Origin of the sequence: Agrobacterium sp. NPDC090273, from assembly GCF_044772305.1 — a bacterium.
Lineage (GTDB): Bacteria > Pseudomonadota > Alphaproteobacteria > Rhizobiales > Rhizobiaceae > Agrobacterium.
Map to the genome: position 1 here is coordinate 383,277 of NZ_JBIVYN010000001.1, position 21,540 is coordinate 404,816.

Annotated in this window: 19 protein-coding genes and 1 tRNA gene; 10 read left to right on the forward strand and 10 right to left on the reverse strand. The window is 58.8% G+C overall.

Annotation, left to right across the window (positions count from 1 at the left end; translation table 11 throughout):
* Nucleotides 1-67: 67 nt before the first annotated feature.
* Entirely contained in the window at nt 68-2,383 is a 2,316-nt protein-coding gene (locus ACIQT8_RS01860; protein WP_138793150.1) for an NADP-dependent malic enzyme, read from the reverse strand.
* Nucleotides 2,384-2,616: 233 nt separating this feature from the next.
* Between ACIQT8_RS01860 and ACIQT8_RS01865 the strand changes: the two genes are divergently transcribed.
* Nucleotides 2,617-3,456 (forward strand): UDP-2,3-diacylglucosamine diphosphatase, encoded by an 840-nt coding sequence (locus ACIQT8_RS01865; RefSeq protein ID WP_178340831.1) that lies wholly within the window; start codon nt 2,617-2,619, stop codon nt 3,454-3,456.
* 65 nt (nt 3,457-3,521) lie between these two features.
* On the opposite strand, the gene dgcA is transcribed toward ACIQT8_RS01865, so the two are convergent.
* Nucleotides 3,522-4,505: an N-acetyl-D-Glu racemase DgcA gene (gene dgcA / locus ACIQT8_RS01870; RefSeq protein WP_400962783.1), complete on the reverse strand. Its 984-nt coding sequence runs from the start codon at nt 4,503-4,505 to the stop codon at nt 3,522-3,524.
* A 143-nt stretch (nt 4,506-4,648) separates the two neighbouring features.
* Here dgcA and ACIQT8_RS01875 point away from each other — a divergent pair, with 143 nt between their 5' ends.
* The 5 genes from ACIQT8_RS01875 (at nt 4,649) to ACIQT8_RS01895 (ending at nt 9,721) form a co-directional block, all read left to right on the forward strand.
* On the forward strand, nt 4,649-5,809 hold the full coding sequence (locus ACIQT8_RS01875; protein ID WP_138793147.1) for an ABC transporter permease: 1,161 nt from the start codon (nt 4,649-4,651) through the stop codon (nt 5,807-5,809).
* A 10-nt stretch (nt 5,810-5,819) separates the two neighbouring features.
* On the forward strand, nt 5,820-6,656 hold the full coding sequence (locus ACIQT8_RS01880) for an ABC transporter ATP-binding protein (protein WP_400962786.1): 837 nt from the start codon (nt 5,820-5,822) through the stop codon (nt 6,654-6,656).
* An 8-nt stretch (nt 6,657-6,664) separates the two neighbouring features.
* Nucleotides 6,665-8,035, forward strand: a complete 1,371-nt coding sequence (locus ACIQT8_RS01885; protein WP_262526090.1) for an MlaD family protein — start codon at nt 6,665-6,667, stop codon at nt 8,033-8,035.
* A complete protein-coding gene (locus ACIQT8_RS01890) occupies nt 8,016-8,657 on the forward strand; it encodes an ABC-type transport auxiliary lipoprotein family protein (RefSeq protein ID WP_400962789.1) in 642 nt (213 codons plus the stop codon). Before ACIQT8_RS01885 ends, ACIQT8_RS01890 begins: the two co-directional genes overlap by 20 nt.
* 95 nt (nt 8,658-8,752) lie before the next feature.
* Nucleotides 8,753-9,721: an alpha/beta hydrolase family protein gene (locus ACIQT8_RS01895; protein ID WP_400962792.1), complete on the forward strand. Its 969-nt coding sequence runs from the start codon at nt 8,753-8,755 to the stop codon at nt 9,719-9,721.
* A 27-nt stretch (nt 9,722-9,748) separates the two neighbouring features.
* Here ACIQT8_RS01895 and ACIQT8_RS01900 read toward each other — a convergent pair whose 3' ends face one another.
* Entirely contained in the window at nt 9,749-10,186 is a 438-nt protein-coding gene (locus ACIQT8_RS01900; RefSeq protein WP_400962795.1) for a PACE efflux transporter, read from the reverse strand.
* A 480-nt stretch (nt 10,187-10,666) separates the two neighbouring features.
* On the opposite strand from ACIQT8_RS01900, the gene ACIQT8_RS01905 reads away from it, so the two are divergent.
* The gene (locus tag ACIQT8_RS01905; RefSeq protein ID WP_138793142.1) at nt 10,667-10,912 is read left to right on the forward strand and encodes a hypothetical protein; all 246 of its coding nucleotides are present in this window, start codon (nt 10,667-10,669) and stop codon (nt 10,910-10,912) included.
* 74 nt (nt 10,913-10,986) lie between these two features.
* On the opposite strand, the gene ACIQT8_RS01910 is transcribed toward ACIQT8_RS01905, so the two are convergent.
* From ACIQT8_RS01910 to ACIQT8_RS01935, 6 genes are all read right to left on the reverse strand, one after another.
* Nucleotides 10,987-11,175, reverse strand: a complete 189-nt coding sequence (locus ACIQT8_RS01910; protein WP_138793141.1) for a hypothetical protein — start codon at nt 11,173-11,175, stop codon at nt 10,987-10,989.
* Nucleotides 11,176-11,357: 182 nt separating this feature from the next.
* On the reverse strand, nt 11,358-11,582 hold the full coding sequence (locus ACIQT8_RS01915) for a hypothetical protein (RefSeq protein ID WP_138793140.1): 225 nt from the start codon (nt 11,580-11,582) through the stop codon (nt 11,358-11,360).
* Nucleotides 11,583-11,803: 221 nt separating this feature from the next.
* Nucleotides 11,804-12,055, reverse strand: coding sequence for a hypothetical protein (locus ACIQT8_RS01920; RefSeq protein WP_400962799.1), 252 nt, complete (start codon nt 12,053-12,055; stop codon nt 11,804-11,806).
* 143 nt (nt 12,056-12,198) lie between these two features.
* Nucleotides 12,199-12,531: a hypothetical protein gene (locus ACIQT8_RS01925; protein WP_400962802.1), complete on the reverse strand. Its 333-nt coding sequence runs from the start codon at nt 12,529-12,531 to the stop codon at nt 12,199-12,201.
* A 391-nt stretch (nt 12,532-12,922) separates the two neighbouring features.
* Nucleotides 12,923-12,998: transfer RNA gene (locus ACIQT8_RS01930), tRNA-Lys, on the reverse strand.
* Nucleotides 12,999-13,155: 157 nt separating this feature from the next.
* Nucleotides 13,156-13,410 (reverse strand): GlsB/YeaQ/YmgE family stress response membrane protein, encoded by a 255-nt coding sequence (locus tag ACIQT8_RS01935; protein WP_138793137.1) that lies wholly within the window; start codon nt 13,408-13,410, stop codon nt 13,156-13,158.
* Nucleotides 13,411-13,646: 236 nt separating this feature from the next.
* Between ACIQT8_RS01935 and ACIQT8_RS01940 the strand changes: the two genes are divergently transcribed.
* The 3 genes from ACIQT8_RS01940 (at nt 13,647) to ACIQT8_RS01950 (ending at nt 19,846) form a co-directional block, all read left to right on the forward strand.
* The gene (locus ACIQT8_RS01940) at nt 13,647-16,136 is read left to right on the forward strand and encodes a mechanosensitive ion channel family protein (protein WP_138793224.1); all 2,490 of its coding nucleotides are present in this window, start codon (nt 13,647-13,649) and stop codon (nt 16,134-16,136) included.
* 201 nt (nt 16,137-16,337) lie between these two features.
* Nucleotides 16,338-18,851 (forward strand): FAD-dependent oxidoreductase, encoded by a 2,514-nt coding sequence (locus ACIQT8_RS01945; RefSeq protein WP_400962805.1) that lies wholly within the window; start codon nt 16,338-16,340, stop codon nt 18,849-18,851.
* A gap of 158 nt (nt 18,852-19,009) precedes the next feature.
* Nucleotides 19,010-19,846 carry a response regulator gene (locus ACIQT8_RS01950; protein ID WP_138793135.1) on the forward strand — a complete coding sequence of 279 codons (837 nt, stop codon included), beginning with the start codon at nt 19,010-19,012 and terminating at the stop codon, nt 19,844-19,846.
* A 15-nt stretch (nt 19,847-19,861) separates the two neighbouring features.
* On the opposite strand, the gene ACIQT8_RS01955 is transcribed toward ACIQT8_RS01950, so the two are convergent.
* The gene (locus ACIQT8_RS01955) at nt 19,862-21,418 is read right to left on the reverse strand and encodes a phospholipase D family protein (RefSeq protein ID WP_400962809.1); all 1,557 of its coding nucleotides are present in this window, start codon (nt 21,416-21,418) and stop codon (nt 19,862-19,864) included.
* Between the last annotated feature and the right edge of the window lie 122 nt (nt 21,419-21,540).

Sequence of the window (21,540 nt, forward strand, 5' to 3'; positions counted from 1 at the left end):
CATATGCCGTTGCCGCAAGGCGGCAACAGCGCGTTCAAAATTGCGTTAATATCCCGTCAGGAGGCCATCACACCGAAGGGTGCGAGGCCTGAACGACAGCCAGAGCCGCCATGTTGACGACGCCGCGCGAGGTGACCGACGGCGACAGGATATGGGCCGGCAGAGCCGTGCCGAGCAGGATCGGGCCGACATGTAGACCTTCGGTCAGCGTGCGGGTCACACCGAGCGTGATGTTGGCGGCATCGAGGTTCGGGAAGACCAGAAGGTTGGCCTCGCCCGTCAGTGCGCTGTTCGGCATGGCGCGCTTGCGCAGTGCTTCCGAAAGCGCGGAACCACCCTGCATTTCGCCGTCCACTTCCAGTTCCGGTGCCACGTTCTGGATGATCTGCAGCGCACGGCGCATCTTGCGCGCGCTTTCTGAATCACGCGAACCGAAGTTCGAATGGCTGGCGAGCGCGATCTTCGGCGTAATGCCGAAACGACGGATTTCCTTGGCGGCAAGTACCGCCATTTCGGCCACTTCTTCCGAGGTCGGCTCGTAATTGACGAAGGTATCCGTCAGGAACAGCGCGCCCTGCTGGGTGATGAGCAGGCTGAGACCAGCGAAGGAGCGGACGCCTTCCTGCTTGCCGATGATCTGGTTGACGTCCCGCAGGTGGCGGTCGTAACGGCCTTCAAGGCCGCAGATCAGGGCGTCTGCTTCACCACGCTTTACCGAGAGCGCGCCGATGACCGTGCTGTTGGTACGAACGATGGTACGCGCCGCTTCCGGGTTGATGCCGACACGGCCAACGAGGGCAAAATAGTCGTCGACATATTCGCGGTAACGCGGATCGTCTTCCGGGTTCACGACGGCAAAGTCGGTGTGCGGACGGATACGCAGGCCAAAACGCTTCAGGCGCGTTTCGATGATCTGCGGACGGCCGATCAGGATCGGAACGCCGGTGCCTTCTTCGAGAAGAACCTGTGCGGCACGCAGGACGCGTTCGTCTTCGCCTTCCGCGAAGATGATGCGCTTCTTTTCCGCGACCTTGGCCGTGTTGAAGATCGGCTTCATGATGAAGCCAGAACGCCAGACGAAGCGGTTCAACTGGTCGAGATAGGCTTCGAAATCGGTGATCGGACGCGCGGCGACACCGCTTGCGGCCGCGGCACGGGCAACAGCGGGCGCGATGCGCAGGATCAGGCGCGGATCGAATGGCGACGGGATGAGGTAGTTCGGGCCAAAGACCGGCGTATCGCCGCTATAGGCCTTGGCGGCAACTTCGGAGACTTCTTCACGCGCCAGCGCTGCGATGGCCTCGACGGCGGCCATCTTCATCTCTTCGTTGATCGTCGTGGCGCCGCAATCCAGCGCGCCGCGGAAGATGTACGGGAAGCAGAGAACGTTGTTGACCTGGTTCGGGAAGTCCGAACGGCCAGTGCAGATCATCGCGTCCGGCCGGGCAGCGCGGGCAGCCTCGGGCATGATTTCCGGGTTCGGGTTGGCAAGCGCCAGGATCAGCGGGTTTTCCGCCATGCGCTCCAGCAGTTCCGGCTTCAGCACGCCTGCAGCCGAAAGGCCGAGGAACACGTCTGCGCCATCAATGGTTTCGGCAAGCACGCGCTTGTCGCTCTTCTGGGCGTAAACTTCCTTCCACTCGTCCATCAACGTGTTGCGGCCGTCATAGACGAGGCCTTCAATGTCGTGGACCCAGATGTTTTCCTTCTTTGCACCCATGGAAACGAGAAGGTTAAGGCAGGCGAGGGCGGCCGCACCGGCGCCGGAGGCGACGATCTTGACGCTCGACAGTGACTTTCCGGTCAGTTCCAGCGCGTTGGTGACGGCTGCCGCAACGATGATGGCCGTGCCGTGCTGGTCGTCGTGGAACACCGGGATGTTCATCTTTTCTCGAAGCTGACGCTCTACCTCGAAACATTCCGGCGCCTTGATGTCTTCAAGGTTGATGCCGCCGAAGGTCGGCTCCAGTGCTGAAATGGTCGAGACCATGTCGTTGATACCGGGCGCGTCGATTTCGATGTCGAACACGTCGATGCCGGCGAATTTCTTGAACAGAACGGCCTTGCCTTCCATGACCGGCTTCGACGCCAGCGGGCCGATGTTGCCGAGACCGAGAACGGCCGTGCCGTTCGAGATCACCGCAACCAGATTGGCGCGGGCCGTGTAATCGGCAGCGGTTTCCGGGTTTTCGTGAATGGCGAGGCAGGGTGCGGCAACGCCCGGCGAATAAGCGAGCGCGAGATCGCGCTGGTTGCCGAGCGGCTTGGTCGCCTGGATTTCCAGCTTGCCTGGACGCGGATAGCGGTGAAAAAAGAGCGCCTGTTCTTCAATGTCGGCCTTTGCCGTGGTGGCGGGCGTTTTGTTCTTATCTTGAGACGTCATGCTTTTCACCGTCGTATCTGTTTTGTCTTGGTAGGCACCTGCATACAACAAACAGCCTGTGCGTACAGCCGTTATTTGCCGCTCCGTCATGCAAATTCGGGGCACGGGTTATTCGCATTTTCGTGAGGTACGCGGCCGGAATTGTCACAAAAAAGCCTGTCTGTCATTTTGCTGAAACACGAGTCTGGTTCTGAGAGGCATGAAAGTCGCAGAAGACGCAGCCGAACAGGGGGATGAATTCCGTGGCCGGTCACAGTGAACCCAGACAGTTCAGAACGCTTTTCATTTCGGACGTCCATCTTGGCTCAAAAGCCGCCAAGACGGATTTCCTGCTCGACTTCCTGAAACATCACGAGGCCGAGACGCTGATACTCGTCGGTGACATCATCGACGGCTGGCGCTTGCGGCGCAGCTGGTACTGGCCGCAGGGCTGCAACGACGTCGTGCAGAAATTGTTGCGCAAGGCGCGCAAGGGTACGCGCATCGTTTACATCCCAGGCAACCATGACGAATTCCTGCGAGAGTTTCCCGGCACGCATTTCGGCGGCATCGAAGTGGCCGAGCGGATGATCCACGAAGCGGCGGATGGCAAGAAATACCTCGTTATCCACGGCGATGAATTCGATGTGGTGGTGCGCAATGCAAGGCTTCTCGCCTATCTCGGTGACTGGGCCTATGACGCGGCCATCGCGCTCAACATCGGCATTGCAGCCGTGCGTCGGCGTATCGGCCTGCCTTACTGGTCGTTCTCGGCTTGGGCAAAGCTGCAGGTCAAACACGCCGTCAACTTCATCGGCGAGTTTCAACGCGTTGTTGCCGACGAAGCGCGCCGTAACAATGTGGATGGCGTGATCTGTGGCCATATTCACCATGCGGTGATGGAAGACATGGATGGCATCCGCTACATCAACACCGGTGACTGGGTGGAAAGCTGCACGGCGATTGCCGAAAACATGGATGGCAGCTTCGAACTGATCACCTGGATGCAGGCAAGCGACGTTGCCTCCGAGGGCGCCTCCGACGAGATGGAGCCGGTCAACCTGCCGGGCCTGATCGGCAGACGGGCCGCCTGAGCTCACGGACTTCATATAAAAAGGGCGCGGTGTAAAATCCGCGCCCTTTTTTATGGTGTGAATGGTCAGCCCCACAGTTCCGGTTTGGGCGGGTAGACCAGCGATCCCTCGTAGATGAGGCCGGGTTGGCGATCCTCTGCAAGAAGCAGGGGGCCGTCGACATCGGCAAAGGCCGTGTCCTGTGCGGCGAAGATCGCAGGCGCCATGCCGAGCGAGGTGCCGAGCATGCAGCCAACCATGACGGTGTAGCCCAGCCGATCCGCCTCCGCCTTCATCGCCAACGCTTCCGTCAGTCCGCCCGTCTTGTCGAGTTTGATGTTGATTGCGTCGTAGCGATTGCGCAGACCTTCCAGATCCCTGGTGGAATGCACGCTTTCGTCGGCGCAGATCAGGACAGGGTGCTCGATGCGGGCGAGAATATCATCCTTGTCGGCGGGAAGCGGCTGTTCGATCAGCGAAATCTTCAACTCCGCGGCCAGCCGCAGGTAATATTCGATATTGCCGTCATTCCAGCCTTCATTGGCGTCGATGATGATGCGGGCGTCGGGGGCTGCGGCGCGTACGGCACGCAGGCGCGCTTCATCGCTCTCCGTGCCGGTCTTGATCTTCAACAACGGGCGGGCGGCATTTTCCGCCGCCTTGGCCGCCATCGTCTCAGGTTCGCCAAGGGAAATCGTGTAGGCGGTGACCAGCGGTTTTGCGGCGGCGCCAAGCACAAGATCGGCAACGCTTTTTCCGGATGTCTTGGCTTCGAGGTCCCACAAGGCACAATCCACCGCATTGCGGGCGGCGCCCGGCTTCATCGCCTTTTGCAGTTCGGCACGTGTCAGGCCATTGGAAACGGCGTCGGCCATTTCTTCGATATCGGCGATCACGCCTTCAATGCTCTCGCCGTAACGCGGGTAGGGAACACATTCGCCGCGACCGGTGACGGAACCGTCGCGGATCGTGCACGTTACGACGTCGGCGTGAGTCCGGCTGCCGCGCGAGATGGTGAAGCTTCCTGCAACGGGAAAGCGTTCGGTTGTGGCTTGGAGGTAACGGGGCATGATTTTTCACTTCCGAATAAGCGACAAGAAGGGGATGACGCCAAATTTATTACGAATTGTCAGCCGTCACTGTGGCCTGTCAAAGGTCAAAACGTTATGAAACCTTTAAGATTCTCATGAAGGCTGCATTCGCTCGGAGCATTATGCAAGAACAGGACAGACGGCAACAGGCGAACCCGGCCGCAATCTCCGAGGACAACAATGTCCACGGCGAGGGTGTTCGCTACGCGCTGACCGGCTCCTGGCGAAACAGCGATCTGGCGCATGTCTTCGAGGCTGTGGAGAAGATCGGCAAGAGTGCGCCGGGCGGTGCAATCGATATCGACCTCTCCGGCGTCGACGCCATCGATACGACGGGCGCCTGGATCATTCACCGCTTGCGGCAGGAGCTTGAGGCGCGCGGCGCCACCGTCAAGCTCGACGGCAACAGCCGTGTCGAAGACCTCATCGGCCAGTTGCCCGATCAGCCGCCGCAGCCAAGCGAACCGGTTGAAAAGCGCGGCTGGGCAGAACGCATCTTCGCACCCGTTGGCGAAGCGGTGATCCAGAGCGGTGCGGATTTTCTGGCCGGCATGTATATTCTCGGCTCCGCGGTGCGCGGTGCGCAGATGAAACTCGGGCGCGGACGCGGCGTATCGCCTGCGGCCATCGTCAACCAGATCGATCACATGGGCGTGCGCGCCGTGCCGATCATCGTGCTGATGTCGTTCCTGATCGGCGCGATCATCGCGCAGCAGGGCGCGTTCCAGCTTCGCTATTTTGGCGCGGAAGTCTTCGTTGTCGATCTCGTCGGCATTCTGCAATTGCGCGAAATCGGCGTTCTCCTGACCGCGATCATGATTGCCGGTCGTTCTGGCAGCGCCATTACCGCCGAAATCGGCTCCATGAAGATGCGCGAGGAAATCGACGCGTTGAAGGTCATCGGCCTCAACCCTGTCGGTGTTCTGGTGTTTCCGCGGCTTGTTGCGTTGACGATCGCGTTGCCGCTTCTGACCATTCTGGCCAACTTCGCCGCGCTTTTTGGCGCTGCCGTCGTGGCGCTGCTTTATTCCGGCATCACATTCGAGGTGTTCCTGTCGCGCCTGCATGGTGCGGTCGAGCAATCCACCATTGCCGCCGGCATGATCAAGGCGCCGTTCATGGCGCTCATCATCGGTATCGTTGCTGCGGTGGAAGGCATGAAGGTTGGCGGTTCGGCAGAATCGCTCGGCCAGCATGTGACGTCCTCCGTGGTGAAATCGATCTTCGTCGTCATTCTGGTCGATGGCCTGTTTGCCATCTTCTACGCAGCCATCGATTTTTGAGGAGGGCGCGTTGAACCAGCCGACCACACAGTTACAACCGGCCCAGACGCCCGAGAAAGACCGCGAAGTGGTGCTTTCCGTCGAAGGCGTGACGGTTGGTTTCAGCGGCAAGAACGTGCTGGAGAACCTCAATCTCGACGTTTATCGCGGCGAAATCCTCGGCTTTATCGGTCCGTCCGGTGCTGGCAAGTCGGTGCTGATGCGCGCGGTGCTGCGTCTTCTTCCCCGTCAGGCGGGCACGATCCGCATTCTCGGCACGGATTACGACAAGGCGACCGAAGACGAGCGGGTGAAGCTCGACACGCGGCTTGGCGTTCTTTTTCAGCAGGGTGCGCTGTTTTCCGGTCTGACGGTCAAGGAAAACATCCAGCTTCCGATGCGTGAATATCTCGACCTGCCGCAGAAGCTGATGGACGAACTGGCCTATCTCAAGATCGAGATGGTCGGTCTGAAGCCCGATGCGGGCGACAAGTATCCGTCGGAGCTTTCCGGTGGCATGATCAAACGTGCCGCACTTGCTCGCGCGCTGTCGCTCGATCCCGATCTGGTTTTCCTGGATGAACCGACTTCTGGCCTTGATCCCATCGGCGCCGCAGAATTTGATATGCTCATTGCGCGCTTGCGCGATTCGCTCGGTCTGACCGTGTATATGGTGACGCACGATCTCGACAGCCTGTTTTCCGTCTGCGACCGTATTGCGGTGCTGGGGCAGAAGAAGGTTCTTGTCGAGGGAACGCTGCAGGACATGTTTGCCTGCGACGACCCCTGGGTGCAGTCCTATTTTCGCGGCAAGCGGGCGCGTTCTGTCGTTCTTCCGGACGGCAAGCACGAAAATCCGGTGGAGTAACGAACAGTATGGAAACCAAGGCGAACTACACCATTGTCGGAATTTTCACCCTGATCGTGATCGCCGCTGCTTTCGGCTTTGTCTACTGGATGGCTGAGTTCGGCCGTGGTGGGCCGACAGCGCAGCTCACCGTGCGTATTCCCGGCTCGGCAAACGGCCTTTCGGTCGGTTCGCCGGTGCGCTTCAACGGTATTCCGGTTGGTACGGTGCGCGGGCTTGCCATCGACCGCGACGATCCGGCCTATTCCATTGCCTTCACCGAAGTGCAGGCCGATGCGCCGGTGTTTCCTTCGACCCGCGCCGTGCTTGAAATTCAGGGCCTGACCGGTGCCGCCTACATCGAGCTGTCCGGCGGCAACAAGGATGGCGAGCGCATTCTCCAGAAAGCCGTTGATACCGGTGTTCCTGCCGAACTGACAGCCGATCTTTCGAGCGTGACCAACCTGCTTGCCACTGCCGACAAGATTTTGAAGCGCGCCGATGGCGCCATCGGCGAGCTGCAGGGCTTCGTGCAGGATGCGCGTGGACCGTTGACGCAGACGGTGCGCAACGCCGAGAAGTTTTCGGATGCGCTGGCTGCCAACTCCGATGGCATCAAGACCTTCATCGCCAGCCTGAGCTCGCTCTCTACGACCGTGCAGTCCGTTTCGGTGCGTCTCGACAGCACGTTGACGGCCGTTGAGGATCTGGTGAAGGCAGTCGATGCCGGCAAGATCGATTCCATTCTGACCAATGTCGACAAGGTGACGAAGGATGTCGCCACCGCATCGAGCGATATTCAGGGCATCATGGAAACGGTGCAGAGCACTGCGCGCAACTTCGAGGCTGCCAGCACCGAGGTGCAGACTGTCGTCAAGCGCGCCGACGCGCTTCTGGCTTCCGTCGATCCGGCCAAGGTAGGCAATGTCGTGGACGATGTGTCCACCGCCACTGCCGACGCACGCGATGCGGTCGCCAACTTCAAGCAGATTGCCGATGATGTGGGCGCACGCCGCGCCGATATCGATCAGGCCGTGTCCGACTTCACCGAAATGGGACGCAAGCTGAACCTTGCATCCAGCCGTGTCGATGGCATTCTTGCCAAGATCGACACCATGCTTGGAACCGAGGATGCCAACTCGCTGTTTGCCAAGGCGCGCGAGACGCTGGTGTCCTTCAAGGCGGTGGCCGACAATCTCAATGCGCGCATCGGTCCGATTGCCGACAATCTGACCCGGTTCTCCGGCTCCGGTCTGAAGGACTTCCAGGCGCTGATCGGCAGCACGCGACAGACCGTCGACAATCTGAACAATGCGATCACCAATATCGACCGCGATCCGCAACGGTTGATTTTCGGGGGCGAAACCGTGAAACAATACGATGGCAGGACCAGGCGTTAAGAGGGGTTTTGGGGTGAAAAGACGACTGATCAGCGGCAATACACGCCGCACCCTTTTGCTGGTTCCGCTGGTATCCGCGCTGCTGGCCGGATGTGCCGGAAGCCCGAAGAACGACACGTTCGATCTGTCGGTTTCGTCGGCTGGCGAGACGCAGGGACCATCGCTGAAAAGCCGGCAGTTGCTGATTGCCGATCCCACCGCTCTGAAGGCGCTCGACAGCGAGAACATCGTTGTGCGGCTTTCGGGATCGGAAGTGCAGTATCTCGCCAATTCGCAGTGGAGCGATCGCCTGCCGCGCATGGTGCAGTCGAAGCTGGTTGAAGCGTTTGAAGATACCGGCAAACTGGGTGGTGTCGGACGGCCGGGGCAGGGCCTTGCCATCGACTATCAGGTCGTGACCGATATCCGCGCCTTCGAGATCGATACGGCGCGCAATGTCGCCAACATCGAAATCTCGGTGAAGCTGCTCAACGATCGCAACGGCACGGTCAAGGCGCAGGAAGTATTCCGCGCCGGTGCCCGCGTCAGCGGCTCGGGTAATGCCAATCTCGTCAAGGCACTCGATCAGGCCTTCGCGTCCGCAACGCGCGATATCGTAAGCTGGACGCTGAAGTCGCTTTAACCGGCTGTCGTCATTCCTGACATGGAAACGCTGTGCGCGCGGTCGCGGCCGGTTTTGACCGGCCGCACCTGATGTTGTCGACATGCGAGGTCCTCATGCGAATTTCAACGCTGCTGTTGGTTGCTGCTCTTTCCATTGTTGCGCAGACCGGTGTCGCCTGGGCGGCGGGCCTGCGGCTGGTTGAAGTGCCTTCGTCTCAAGGCAAACCGTCGATAAGGGCGGCACTCTGGTCGCCCTGTGCGGCAGCGCCGGTTGACACCCGTATTGGACCTTTTGTGCTGCCCGCCGTGCGCGATTGCGACATCGCCGAGGGGAAATATCCGCTCGTGGTCATTTCGCATGGCTTTGAAGGCACCTATCTCAGCCACCGCGATACGGCTACGGCGCTGGCGGATGCCGGCTTTCTGGTGGTGGCGATCAATCATCCCGGCGACAGTGCTCTCGACATGACACGGGCCGGCGAGGTTTCGGCACTGACCGAGCGCCCGTCCGATGTGATCCGCCTGCTCGATCATCTGCTTGGCGACTGGACGGACAGTCGTTTCATCGATGCCGATAAGATTGGTGTCTTCGGCTTTTCGCGTGGCGGCTATACGGCGCTTCTGCTTGCCGGTGCTGTTGCCGATTGGAAGAATGCCACGCTGCCGTGTCCTGAGGGGCAGGCGACAGTCTGCGCCGGGATGAAGGAAGAAGGCGTGGGAATGCAGGATGCCTTTCGTGATGCCAGAGTGAAGGCCGTGTCCGTTGCCGATCCGCTGAATGCTTTTCCCGATGCCGACGATCTGCGAACGATTACGATCCCTGTCCAGCTCTGGCGGTCGGAGCGCGGTGGCGACGGTGTTACGCCGGAGGATTTTGCGGCACTGCGCGACAACCTGCCGGCAAAGCCCGAGTTTCATACGGTGGATGGGGCAGGGCATTTTTCATTTGTCGCCCCGTGTCCGGCCGAAATGGCAGAGATGGCGCCGCAGGTTTGCGGCGATGAAAAGGGGTTTGACCGGGTGGCGTTTCACCGCACGCTCAACGAAGGCGTGGTGGCCTTCTTCAAGGCGTCGTTGCGCTGAGATTGCGCTCAGAGGGGGTAGGGCGACCTATTCGGCCGCCGCTTCTGTCTGCCACTCAGGCAGCGGGAACAGCTTGTCGTAGGCCAGATTGAATATGAAGGCATAGACCACGTAGAACAGCGCGAACGAGATATCCATCACCAGCGCATGCATGAGGCTGATGCCGAGATACCAGGCGATGAATGGCATCAACGCGATCAGCAGGCCGATCTCGAACAGCACGGCATGGGCGACACGGATTGCTGGCGTCTTGAGGGTGGTACCCTTCAGGCGCTGCATGGCGTGATCGAAGATCAGGTTGTAGAGATAGTTCCAGGTGGTTGCCAGCGTGGCGCTGACCACACCGACGATACCGATGTCTTCCATCGGCATGCCGAAAACCAGCGCACCTAGCGGAACGACCAGCAAAAGACCGATGATTTCAAAGCTGAGCGCGTGGCGGATACGATCTGCAAGGGAACGCATGGTGTTCTCCGGTTGATGTCCGGGCCGTCCCGATGCGATTGCCATGATGGCCGAGGTCGTCCTCGCGAGAGCGATATAAGCCTTTGCAGCGCCGCTTTCAAGCATTTGCAGGGATAGCTGAGGGAACAAGACGGCATGTCTGTCGTTAACGCCTCGGAAGGAGGCGTGCCATGCAGCAGAATTCCACAGCTGGAAGAACGATTAAGGCCGCAAACACGGAAACGGTATCGACGTATCATCCGATCATCATTCCCCTCAAGGGAAGTTTCGCAGCGATGATATTCCGCCGTTCCCGGGGCCCAAAAACACATGATGTGCAAAAAGGGTAGCGGTGTTTGATCCGGTTTTTCTTGCCTCGTGCAAGAGAAGATTGGTGCGCAGACTGTATTGCCGTTTTTTAGTGCCCACTAAAGTGTGATTTTCAATCAGCAAGATCTCCACATAGACTGGAGATCGCCATAATAGCGAAGGGAGAATGACATGAAATCAGTTCTCATAATCGCCGCTGTACTTGGTTTTTCCGCCAGCGCAGCGTTTGCGGAATGCGCAGGTCATCAGCAGATCAACGCATCCGTTCCAGCCGTAGATCGCGAATTCAAGACCGCCAGCATCGTTCCGCCGTCTGATCCGGTGGAAAAACCGATCCTTGTTCTCAAGAAGACAGACCGCCTTCCATCATCGACGACGGTGGGAGAGCCGGAAGCTGCACTGCAACGCATGCAATAAGCCTGGCGACATCTTCATACGATCATCCCGCGTGGCATCTGGTTCGCGCGGGATTTTCATTTTTATAGCTGCAATCAGCTATCCAGCTTCAGAGAAAGCTGCCGCTCCACGGGGCGCTTTTTCAGAACATAGAGCGGGCGGGTGGTGATGACTTCGGTGCGCCGCTGCAACTCACGCCGTCTTTCCAGTGCGCGCTCCCGCATGCTCTGCGAGCGGGCAACAACGGACAGTGCATTTTCTATGGTGATGTCTGGCCTGTTCATGCTGACCTCCATAATGTTCACTTTATGTTCTCATTAATGGCGGTTGATGTCAACACTGTGGCAGCGTGGGCAAGTCCTGTCTGGAAATGGGGTAAGAAGGGAGGAGGGCGGCTCAGGAGCGGCTTCTCACTGTTCGGGATGAATGGCGGGCAGATACCCGCCTCCCGTCGTCTGGCGCGCTCTCAGCAGAGCGGGCGCTGTTCTGACAGAACAATCTCGGAGGTAAAGTCGCCGACATGTTCGCTTGCCAGTGCAATGATGGCCATGGCGGCCTGCTGGCGGTTCCATCCGGCATCGATTGCCTTCTCGAGCAACCCCTGGATCGATGGTTCAAGTGCGAACTGGCATTCCGATTGATAGTCGAGCGTGCCGATGGAAAGCGATGGTGGGTTAATGGCGGCCCGCATCGTTTAGTCTCCCTGTTTTCCCGCATGTCGCACGCCATACATAGTGGCGACATGTCTCTTCAGAGGCCCGTGATGCAGCAAGACCTGATATCTCGCACGCATCGCAGACAGCGATTCCCCACAGCAGCCGGACGTTAGCGGGAAGTCGCAACGACTGTCAACGAACGGTTGGTGGTGTTTGCAACCGAGACGTCGGGTTACGTGTCGTCAGCGTCGTGATCTCACAATTTTTCACTTCTAAATGGCTTTTTTCGCCAGATCAGCAGGGCCATGACATAAAGGGCGAACATGACGAACCAGGCGAGCGGGGCAACCATGAAGAGGGCAGCGTAACCGCAGCTTCCCTCGAAACAGGAGCCGAGAAGGCCATTTGCGGCAAGCGCCGACGACAATAAAAATGCAAGCGTTCCGCTTCCGACGATGCCGAGAACGAACAGCACTATATTGGTGATCAGTCTCATGGTCTTAATCATAAGTACGATTAAGACAGCTTTGGGGAAAAACGCGGTCGATCCGGAAATTTTAACGGGTGGGGCAAATCAAAGGCAAATTCCACCCTCGCGGCTTCGCTGAATCATCAGCGAAGCGTCTGTCGGGCGGGCCGTCTCGCCTTCACCTATTCGGTGATTGTGTATTCGCCGAGTTCACAGAGGTCCTGCGTGTCTTCGAGATCTTCCAGCTCGTCGCCCTGAAATTCGAAGCGCATGTCGTATTTGCATACGGTGCGGCCATCGGCGATGGTGATCTCGATCGCTTCTCCCGGACCGAGCGCCTGTTTGCCGAAAACGTCATTTTCCCAATCGTCGACGCCGACCGGTGAGGTGTAAAATGCGTTCAGGACGGAATTGGTGCCGTTCTTCAGCGTGAAGACGAGATCTTCCGCGTGGGAAGCACCGGCAACCGTCATTGCCGCGCTAAAGACCGCGACTGCGACCAAATTCAATTTCATTGTTCCCCTCCAATCCATGTTGTGTCGGGAGAGAAATACAGGGAAGAATAGCTGTTGCAATTTGTATCACTTGGCGTGGTTAAATTTCATGGTTTCAACGGGGTTCGGTGATTAACCGATGCAATCCCTGAATATAAAATCGCATGGTACTCGCGTTTTACATGAAATTTATTGCTCTGATGCCGTTTATGTGTGGTGAGGCCATTGCTGCGATGCGGCAATCGGCAGAGAGACGTCAATACGGGACGTCGCCGCCATCATTCCCTTGGTGCCGGGCAGAGACTTCAAAGTGTCGGAGAAGATTGACCACGTTCAGGCTGAAACCGCTACGCCAAGCGCCTCGAAAGCGCTTTAACGAAAATCAGCAACGTATTGTCTTTTTGAGAGAATTTGGTGGGTGATGTAGGGCTCGAACCTACGACCCGCTGATTAAGAGTCAGCTGCTCTACCAACTGAGCTAATCACCCGCCGCCCGCCGTCTGGCGGTGTGAGAGGCCGTATAAAGAGGATCATTCTGGTTGTCTAGCGTCGAAATGAATTTTCTTCGATTTTTATGACAGAAAAATTTCGGCAATCGCGAAAAGTGCCGGAAAACCGGGGTTTTCCGGCTTTTCTTTTTTTTCGCTATCCGCGTCTGAACATTCGCCCGATCGCGATCAAAATACATGCGCCGACGAATCCGGCGATGAGATAACCGAGCCAACCCGTCAAAACGATTCCGAAAACGGCAAGAATGGCGTTGGCGACGACCGCGCCGACGATTCCAAGTAGGATGTTCATGAAAACACCCATATTGCTTTTCATGAATTGTTCGGCGAGCCACCCGGCGATGCCACCGATGATGATGGCTGCAATCCAGCCAATGCCAGCAGATTCCATGATTTCCTCCCATGATTGCTGCAGTATCAAAGGTGGTGATTCTCGCGTTGGAAGGCAAGGCAATCCTTGGGGAAACACCCCTTTTGCGGGTAGTTTTCAAGGTGTCGGGCATTGACGGGCCGGGTGCGATGATCGAGACGACGGAAAGGAACGGAGTGCGGTTGATGTTTGACAAGCGGCATAAATTCATCGGGGCGATTGTGCTGGCCCTCATTGGCGGAATGTTCTTTTCCGCAATGCAGGCTTCCGCCCAGGAGGAAACGCCGCCAACCGCTGTCGGAATCCAGCAATCGGTTTCCGAGCAGGCCAAAACCGATCTCGAACGCTGGAAGGCCGATGTCGCCAGAGTGACCAGCCAGATAGAGGCGGGTGGCAACGACGATGCCAAACTGGTGGATATGAAGGGGCAGGTCGACCAGATCGCCGGTGACGCGGGTGCGACCAACAGCAAGCTGCGTGCGCGCCTCGACCAGATCAAGGCCCGGCTTGATGCGCTTGGCGAACCGCCAGCCGAAGGGCAGGCGCCCGAAGCCAGCGTCGTTACCGAAGAGCGCACCCGTCTGACGTCCGAACGGGCCGAAGTGAATGCCATTGCCGGCGAGGTGGACAGCATCGCTACCAATGCGGCGCAGATTTCCAACAACATCACGGCTGTCCGCCGTGCGCTGTTTGCCGCGACACTGTTCAAGCGGACGGACCTGTCCGCGGCCACATTTACAGAAGCCACGTCTGCCTTTGTCGACGAACTCTCCAATCTCAACAACGCCGTCAGCAGCTGGGTAACGTTCGTCTGGAACTACAAGCGCCTTCCGATGTTCGGCGCGGTGGCGCTTTCCGTGATGGCGGCGATGCTCTTCCTGGTCGGCGGCTATCGCTTTTTCGGCAGCCGCATGGACCGGCGGGCGTTTTCGGGTGAACCGTCTTATCTGCGACGCCTGTCGCTCGCCTTCTGGTCGACGATGGTTCAGTCGCTCTCGCTGTTCCTGTTCCTCATCACCTCGGCCTTCTTCCTCGACAATTTCAATGTCCTGCGGTCCGATATCGCGCCGATCCTGTTCGGCGCCATGGCGATCATCGGCTTCGTCTACTTCGTATCGCGGCTGAGCTACGCGATTTTTGCGCCAACGCAGCCGGAATGGCGTTTGCTGCAGGTCTCGAACAAGGGCGCGCATACGCTCTCGACAGCCGTCGTTCTGATGGCGCTGGTCAATGGACTCGACTATCTGTTCGGAACCATCAGCGAGACGCTCTATTCGCCTCTGATCGTCACTGTGGCCAAGAGCTTCATTGCGTCTGTGACCATCGGCGTCATTCTTCTCGCCGTGTCGTTCCTGCGACCGGTCATCGGCGAGGGGCAGGACCACGATACCGGCAACCAGCGCCTGCCGCGCTGGCTCGTCATTCTGCTGCGGGTTGGTGGCCTCATTCTCATCGGCGCGTGCCTCACCGGTTATGTCGGCCTTGCGCGCTTCCTGGCCACGCAGATCGTCGCGACCGGCGCGGTGCTGGCAACGATGTATATCGGCATCCTCTCGGGCAAGGCGATTTCCCGACAGGGCGCTTTTGCCGAATCCCTGGCCGGCCGCTTCCTGCAGCGGCGCTATAATCTCGGCCCGGTGCCGCTCGATCAGGCCGGTCTTGCCGCCGGTCTCGGCATCTATGTCGTCGCGTTGTTCTTCGGTGTGCCGCTCATCCTGTTCTCCTGGGGCTTCCAGCCGGGCGACATCGAAAGCTGGGCGTATCGTCTGCTGACAGGCATTACCGTCGGCAACGCCTCGATTTCGCTGCTTGGGCTGTTCGGTGGCGTTATGGTCTTCGCCATCGGCTACACCATCACCCGCTGGTTCCAGAAGTGGCTTGATAACAACGTCATGGCGCGCGGTCAGGTGGATGCCGGCGTGCGCAACTCCGTCAAGACGGGTATCGGTTATCTCGGTATTGCCGTTGCGGCGATCTTCGGCGTTTCGTCGGCGGGGCTTAATCTTTCCAGTCTGGCGCTGGTCGCCTCGGCACTGTCGGTCGGTATCGGTTTTGGCCTGCAAAACATCGTGTCGAACTTTGTGTCCGGCCTCATCCTGCTGGTCGAGCGCCCATTCAAGGTTGGTGACTGGGTGGTGACAGGCACGACCGAGGGCACCGTCAAGCGCCTGTCGGTGCGTGCGACCGAAATCGAAACCTTCCGTGGGCAGTCAATCATCGTGCCGAACTCGGAATTCATCAACGCCTCTGTCGGAAACTGGACCCACCGCAACCGCATCATGCGTGCGGAAATTCCCGTTTCGGTGTCCTACAATGCCGATCCGCAGCAGGTGATGGATATTCTCCTCGAGCTGGTACGGGCGCAGCCGCCGGTGCTGCGCAATCCGGAACCGCATGTGGAATTCATGCGGTTTGGTGATTTCGCCCTGGATTTCGAACTGCGTTTCCATCTCGCTGACCTCTCCAGCGGTCTGACCGTCAAGAACGCATTGCGCATCGCCATCCTCAAGCGCTTCCGCGAGGAAGGCATCGAAATTCCGTTCCCGCAGCGCAATCTGAACATCCACGTGGATGGTGAAAACAATCCGCAAATGCTGGCGGCAATCCTTGAAGAGGAAGGCGACAAGACGGTCGTGTCGCGTACCGCTGCCGCATCGGCGAAGGTCGCGCAGACGCCGAAGGAAGACAACAGGGATGACAAGGGCGCCGAACAGCCCAGCAAGTCCGTGTCCGAGGCGCGTCGGTAATATCTTCTGCGGTGGGGCGTTGTGTCTACGTCTGGAGACGGCGACCCACCGACAGACGGATGACGGCATTTTCAGCCCTGTCGCAGCACCCATTGGCCATGTCGCAATCAGGCGGCTGAACGCAAATCAGTCGCTTCATATTCTCCTCATCGATTTGTCGGCACACTTGCACGAGGCCGGCGCTCATGAGGGGTTCTGTAAATGAAGACACATGCACGGGCAGTGGTGATCGGCGGCGGCGTTGTTGGCGTGTCGACGCTCTATCATCTTGCCAGAAAGGGCTGGAGCGACAGCGTTCTGATCGAGCGCAAGGAACTGACATCCGGCTCGACATGGCATGCAGCGGGCCTCTTGCCGCTGTTCAACATGAGCTACTCGGTCGGCCAGATCCACAAATATTCGGTGAAGTTCTATGAGGAGCTTCAGGAAGAAACCGGCATGAATGTCGGTTTTGCGAAAGTCTCCAACATTCGTCTCGCCCGGACCAAAGATCGCTGGGACGAATATATGTATTATGCCGGCATTGCCGAAACCATCGGCATCAAGGTCAACATCCTCACCCCCGAACAGATCAAGGAAGTCTGGCCGCTCTGCGAGACGGAAGGGCTTCTCGGTGCCATCCAGCATCCCGACGACGGTTACATCCAGCCTGCCGATCTGACGCAGGCGCTGGCCAAGGGGGCGCGTGATCGCGGCGCCACCATTTACCGCAACACCTCCGTTACCGGCATCGAACAGCTTGAAGACGGTCACTGGAAGGTGACAACGGATAAGGGCGAGATCATCGCCGAGCATATCATTTCCTGTACCGGCTCCTTTGCCCGCAAGACAGGCGAGATGGTCGGCATCAATATCCCCGTCATTCCGGTGGAGCATCAGTATATCGTCACGGAACCGCATCCGGCCATTCTGGAACGTCGCAAGCAGGGCCTGCCAGAAATGGGCGTGCTGCGCGAATCCGATTCCGCCTGGTACATGCGCGAGGAGGCCGGTGGCCTGATCCTTGGCCCATACGAAGTTGGTGCACCGGTCTGTTATGTCGACGGTCCCTCCGACGACAGCGAATACGAACTGTTCCAGGAAGAACTCGACCGCCTGATGCCGCATATCGAGGCTGCGATGGTGCGCGTTCCAGCCTTTGGCGAGGTCGGCATCAAGAAGGTCTATAATGGCGCGATCGCCTATACGCCGGATGGCAACCCGATTGTCGGCCCGGCGCCGGGGCTCAAGAACTTCTGGCTGAACGAGGGCCACTCCTTCGGCATCACTGCTGCCGGTGGTGCCGGCTGGCAGCTTGCCGAATGGATTGTCGATGGCGAGCCGACGCTCGATCTGATGGGTGTCGATCCACGTCGCTTCGGACCTTACGCAACGGAAGGCTATCTCATTGCCAAAAATGAGGAGGCCTATGCCAACGTCTTCACCATGCACTACCCGGATGAGGAGCGTTCGGCAGCCCGCCCGCTGAAGACGACACCGGTTTACGACCGCCTGAAGAAGCTCGGCGGTGTGTTCGGTTCCGTCTATGGCTGGGAACGTGCCAACTGGTATGCGCCCGAAGGTTACGAGTTGCCGGAGAGCGAAAAGGGTGTTGGTGTCGATGTCATCACCAGCCACAACTACGCGCCACCGCTGGACGATGGCCGTTTCGTTGAAAAGTGGTCGTTCCGCCGCTCAAACTATTTCGAGCATGTCGGCAACGAGGTGAAGAACGTTCACCAGAATGCCGGCGTGCTCGACATGTCGGCTTTCGCCAAGATTGAAGTTTCGGGTCCGGGCGCTCGCGCCTGGCTGGACAGCATTCTCGCCAATACGGTGCCGAAGAAGCGCGGCCGTATCGCGCTGACGCATCTTCTGACGCCGAATGGTGGCGTGAAGGCAGAGTTCACCGTCTACGAATGGGCACCGGGTCGTTTCTACCTGGTTTCGGCGGGCGGTCTGGAGGCTCATGACCACGATACGCTGTTCCGGCTGCTGCCGGGTGACGGTTCGGTCGTGCTGCAGCCCATTACCCAGAAATACGGGGTGCTGGTGCTGGCAGGGCCGAAGTCGCGTGATCTTCTGAAGAAGCTGACCCGTACCAGTCTTGAAAACAAGGATTTCCCGTGGCTGACGGCAAAGCAGATTTCCGTCGGTGTCGCCACCGCTCATGCCTTGCGCGTCAACTTTGTCGGTGAACTCGGCTGGGAACTGCACCACCCAATCGAAATGCAGAATTACATCTTCGACCGGTTGATGGAGGCGGGGGCTGAATTCGGGATCAAGCCGTTCGGCATCCGGGCGATGGTGTCGATGGCTGTCGAAAAGTCCTACCGCAACATGGGGCGTGAGCTTTCGGTGGAATACAACGCCTATGAGTCCGGTCTCGACCGTTTCCTGCGCCCCGAAAAATCCTTTATCGGCCGCGATGCGCTGGTGGCCTACAAGGAGGCAGGCGTCAAATGGATCTTCTCGACGCTGATCGTTTCAGGCAATAGCGATGTCGATGCGCGTGGGTCGGAAGCGATCTACGACGAAAGCGGCGCACTGGTCGGACGCGTCACAAGCGGCGGTTTCGGCTGGCGTATCAACAAGTCGGTGGCGCTTGCCATGCTGGCACCTGCACATGCTGCCATCGGCACCAAACTCAAGGTGCGTATTCTCGGCGTTCTCTATGATGCCGAGGTCGTGCAGGAGAGCCCGTTCGATACTGACAACGTGGCTTTGCGTGGCTGACCAGCACCTCATCCGAACATGATGGATACGGCCCTCAGGGGCCGTATTTTCTTTTGAGTAATCATGTCCGCAAACTCGTTGCGCGGCGAAAATGCGATTAATCATTCGGCAAATGGTCCCGGCTATTTTTCCCGTGAAAAGACGGGGGCTTGGGGCACATGAACTTTCTCGGAATTACCGGAATGCAATATTCCGGCGTACCTTTTACGAACAATCGTATTCTGCTGGCGGAAGACACCAATGTCTTTACCCAGATGGTGAGCATGCGGCTGAGAGAGCTGCTGGGTGTCACCGTCGAAATCTGCCGCTCGTTCGAGGAGTTGCAGGAGTGCTACGAGCGCTCCTCCGATCCGGTGACGCTGGCGATTTCCAACATCAATCTGCCGGGTGCGGAAAACGGGGAGGCGCTCGAATATCTGATCGACCTGTCGATCCCGACCATCGTTTTTACCAGCACCTTCCACGAGGCGACCCGCGAAACGCTGATCGCCAAGAACGTGGTCGACTACATCCTCAAGGACAATATCTTCGCCGTTGACATGCTGACGGAATCCGTCTGCCGGTTCCTGACCAATCATCGTCACCACGTGCTGATCGTCGATGACAGCCCGACGGCGCGTGCCTTGTTGTCCAGCCGTCTCAAGCGCTATAATTTCCGCGTCAGCCTTGCCGACAGCGGTGCAAAGGCACTCGAAATCCTCAAGGCCAATCCGGATATCGGCCTTGTTGTTACCGACTACAACATGCCCGATATCGACGGTTTCGAGCTGACGCGCCGCATACGCACCATGCGTGGATCGCACGAGCTGCGCATCATCGGTGTGTCGTCTTCGACCAACCGGCTGCTATCGGCGCGTTTCCTCAAGGCTGGCGGCAACGACTTCATGCTGCGGCCGTTCATTGACGAGGAGTTCTATTGCCGCGTCAACCAGAACCTCGACACGCTGGTGCAGATACAGCTTGCCAAGGCGGGTGCGAAGGCCGCAGCCGCCTGACATCATCTTTCATCGTCAGAGCTGCGATTCCAGCGGCAGCAGGCCCATGACCCAGGCAATCAGCCGGCGTGCCGGCGGGGCGTTCGGCTCGCTGCTGTAACGCCTCGGTTCGCCTTTTTCCGTGCATGACCAGACAATGCGGTTGCCCCTGGTCATTTCGAGCTGAAAGCTCATGGTGCTGTTGGTTTCCTCGCAGAAGACGGCATCCATCATCTCGACAAGGGCAGGCGAGGAGAAAAGCACGCCCATTTCCGTGTTCAGTGACATGGACCGTGGATCGAAGTTCAGCGAGCCGACGAAACCGGTTTCTCCATCCCGGGTGAAGGCCTTGGTGTGCAGGCTCGCCTGACCCGAACCACGCAGCGACAGTGGCTGGTGGTCGGCGCGCGGGCGCAACTCGTGAAGGATGACACCACCGGCCAGAAGCGGCTTGCGATAACGGGCATAACCGCCGTGAACGGCGGCGACATCCGTTGCTCCCAGCGAATTGGTCAGGATGTTGACGCAGACACCGTCCTTTGCCAGTTCGGAGAAGGTCGCGACGCCCTGCTTGCCGGGAATGAAATAGGGGGAGGTGATGTGCAGCTTCTGCTGGGCGGCTTCCAGCAGCGGCAGCAGCGTCTCCATCAGGAAATTGTGACCCTGGCGCCGTTTTCCCGTAGCCTTCTCAGGCGGATCTGCCAGCACGTCGGCGGCATCGACCCAATGCAGCCGGTCGGACATCAGGAAGTTACCGTTGTCATATTGTTTTTCGACACGGGCCAGATAGGGCTTGGCCGCATCGCTCTTCGGAAGGGCGGCAAGGTCGCGGCGCAATCTGGCGAGCTTGTTCGGCCGACGCGCCAGAAGAGAACGAACCGGCACGGCTGCGGCGCTGTTCCAGTAGTCGTCGAAGATCAGCGAGGCATCCTCGACAACCTTGCCGAAACCCAGAATGTCGAAATCGCGGAAATTGGCCTGCTCTGCCGCGTCGAAATAGGCGTCACCAATGTTGCGACCGCCGACGATTGCGACGCGTCCATCTGCAATCCATGCCTTGTTGTGCATGCGACGATTGACGCTGCCGAAGCGCAGCAGAAGCTCGACGCCCCGATGCAGGGCGTTTTCGCGCGCCCGCGTCGGGTTGAACAGCCTGAGGTCGATATTCGGATGCCGGTCGATGGCATGGAAAACGCGGTCGGAGATCGATACCCCGAGATCGTCGAGAAGAAGGCGCACGCGAACGCCACGGTCGGCGGCGGCGACGATTTCCCGCATCATCAGCCGACCGGCCAGATCGGCGTTCCACATATAATACATCAGGTCGAGGCTGCGTCCGGCGGCGCGTGCCGTGGCAACGCGCACCGCAAAGGCATCGAGGTTGGATTGCAGGAGGCACAGCGCGTTTCGCTCATTGCGTCCGTTGCGTATCACCTGCCAGTGACGGTCGAGCGGGGTGCGGTTTTCATGCACCGGCAAGGCGCGGGAAGGGCGCTTCGGACTGGTTTTTTCGAGCTGTTTGCTGACAACGACAAAAAGGCTGGACCCGAGGACCAGCGACAGAATGGCTATGACGACCCAGATTGCAGTCACGTCTTTTTTTGCTCCCGCCCCGACAGTATCAGGCCGGGCGAAAACGCGCGAGAGGATAAAGCGTTCACGTAAGGGGAAGTAAAATTGCGGCCCGCAGAACGGGCCGCTCGAATGGCTCTGCG

Bases quoted from the DNA above. Each gene is read 5' to 3' on its own strand.
- ACIQT8_RS01890 (WP_400962789.1), top strand. From the start codon at position 8,016: ATGGCAGGACCAGGCGTTAAGAGGGGTTTTGGGGTGAAAAGACGACTG.
- ACIQT8_RS01875 (WP_138793147.1), top strand. From the start codon at position 4,649: ATGCAAGAACAGGACAGACGGCAACAGGCGAACCCGGCCGCAATCTCC.
- ACIQT8_RS01865 (WP_178340831.1), top strand. From the start codon at position 2,617: ATGAATTCCGTGGCCGGTCACAGTGAACCCAGACAGTTCAGAACGCTT.
- ACIQT8_RS01900 (WP_400962795.1), bottom strand. From the start codon at position 10,186: ATGCGTTCCCTTGCAGATCGTATCCGCCACGCGCTCAGCTTTGAAATC.
- ACIQT8_RS01950 (WP_138793135.1), top strand. From the start codon at position 19,010: ATGAACTTTCTCGGAATTACCGGAATGCAATATTCCGGCGTACCTTTT.
- ACIQT8_RS01910 (WP_138793141.1), bottom strand. From the start codon at position 11,175: ATGAACAGGCCAGACATCACCATAGAAAATGCACTGTCCGTTGTTGCC.
- ACIQT8_RS01905 (WP_138793142.1), top strand. From the start codon at position 10,667: ATGAAATCAGTTCTCATAATCGCCGCTGTACTTGGTTTTTCCGCCAGC.
- dgcA (WP_400962783.1), bottom strand. From the start codon at position 4,505: ATGCCCCGTTACCTCCAAGCCACAACCGAACGCTTTCCCGTTGCAGGA.
- ACIQT8_RS01885 (WP_262526090.1), top strand. From the start codon at position 6,665: ATGGAAACCAAGGCGAACTACACCATTGTCGGAATTTTCACCCTGATC.
- ACIQT8_RS01925 (WP_400962802.1), bottom strand. From the start codon at position 12,531: ATGAAATTGAATTTGGTCGCAGTCGCGGTCTTTAGCGCGGCAATGACG.
- ACIQT8_RS01860 (WP_138793150.1), bottom strand. From the start codon at position 2,383: ATGACGTCTCAAGATAAGAACAAAACGCCCGCCACCACGGCAAAGGCC.
- ACIQT8_RS01920 (WP_400962799.1), bottom strand. From the start codon at position 12,055: ATGATTAAGACCATGAGACTGATCACCAATATAGTGCTGTTCGTTCTC.
- ACIQT8_RS01940 (WP_138793224.1), top strand. From the start codon at position 13,647: ATGCAGGCTTCCGCCCAGGAGGAAACGCCGCCAACCGCTGTCGGAATC.
- ACIQT8_RS01915 (WP_138793140.1), bottom strand. From the start codon at position 11,582: ATGCGGGCCGCCATTAACCCACCATCGCTTTCCATCGGCACGCTCGAC.
- ACIQT8_RS01945 (WP_400962805.1), top strand. From the start codon at position 16,338: ATGAAGACACATGCACGGGCAGTGGTGATCGGCGGCGGCGTTGTTGGC.
- ACIQT8_RS01935 (WP_138793137.1), bottom strand. From the start codon at position 13,410: ATGGAATCTGCTGGCATTGGCTGGATTGCAGCCATCATCATCGGTGGC.
- ACIQT8_RS01895 (WP_400962792.1), top strand. From the start codon at position 8,753: ATGCGAATTTCAACGCTGCTGTTGGTTGCTGCTCTTTCCATTGTTGCG.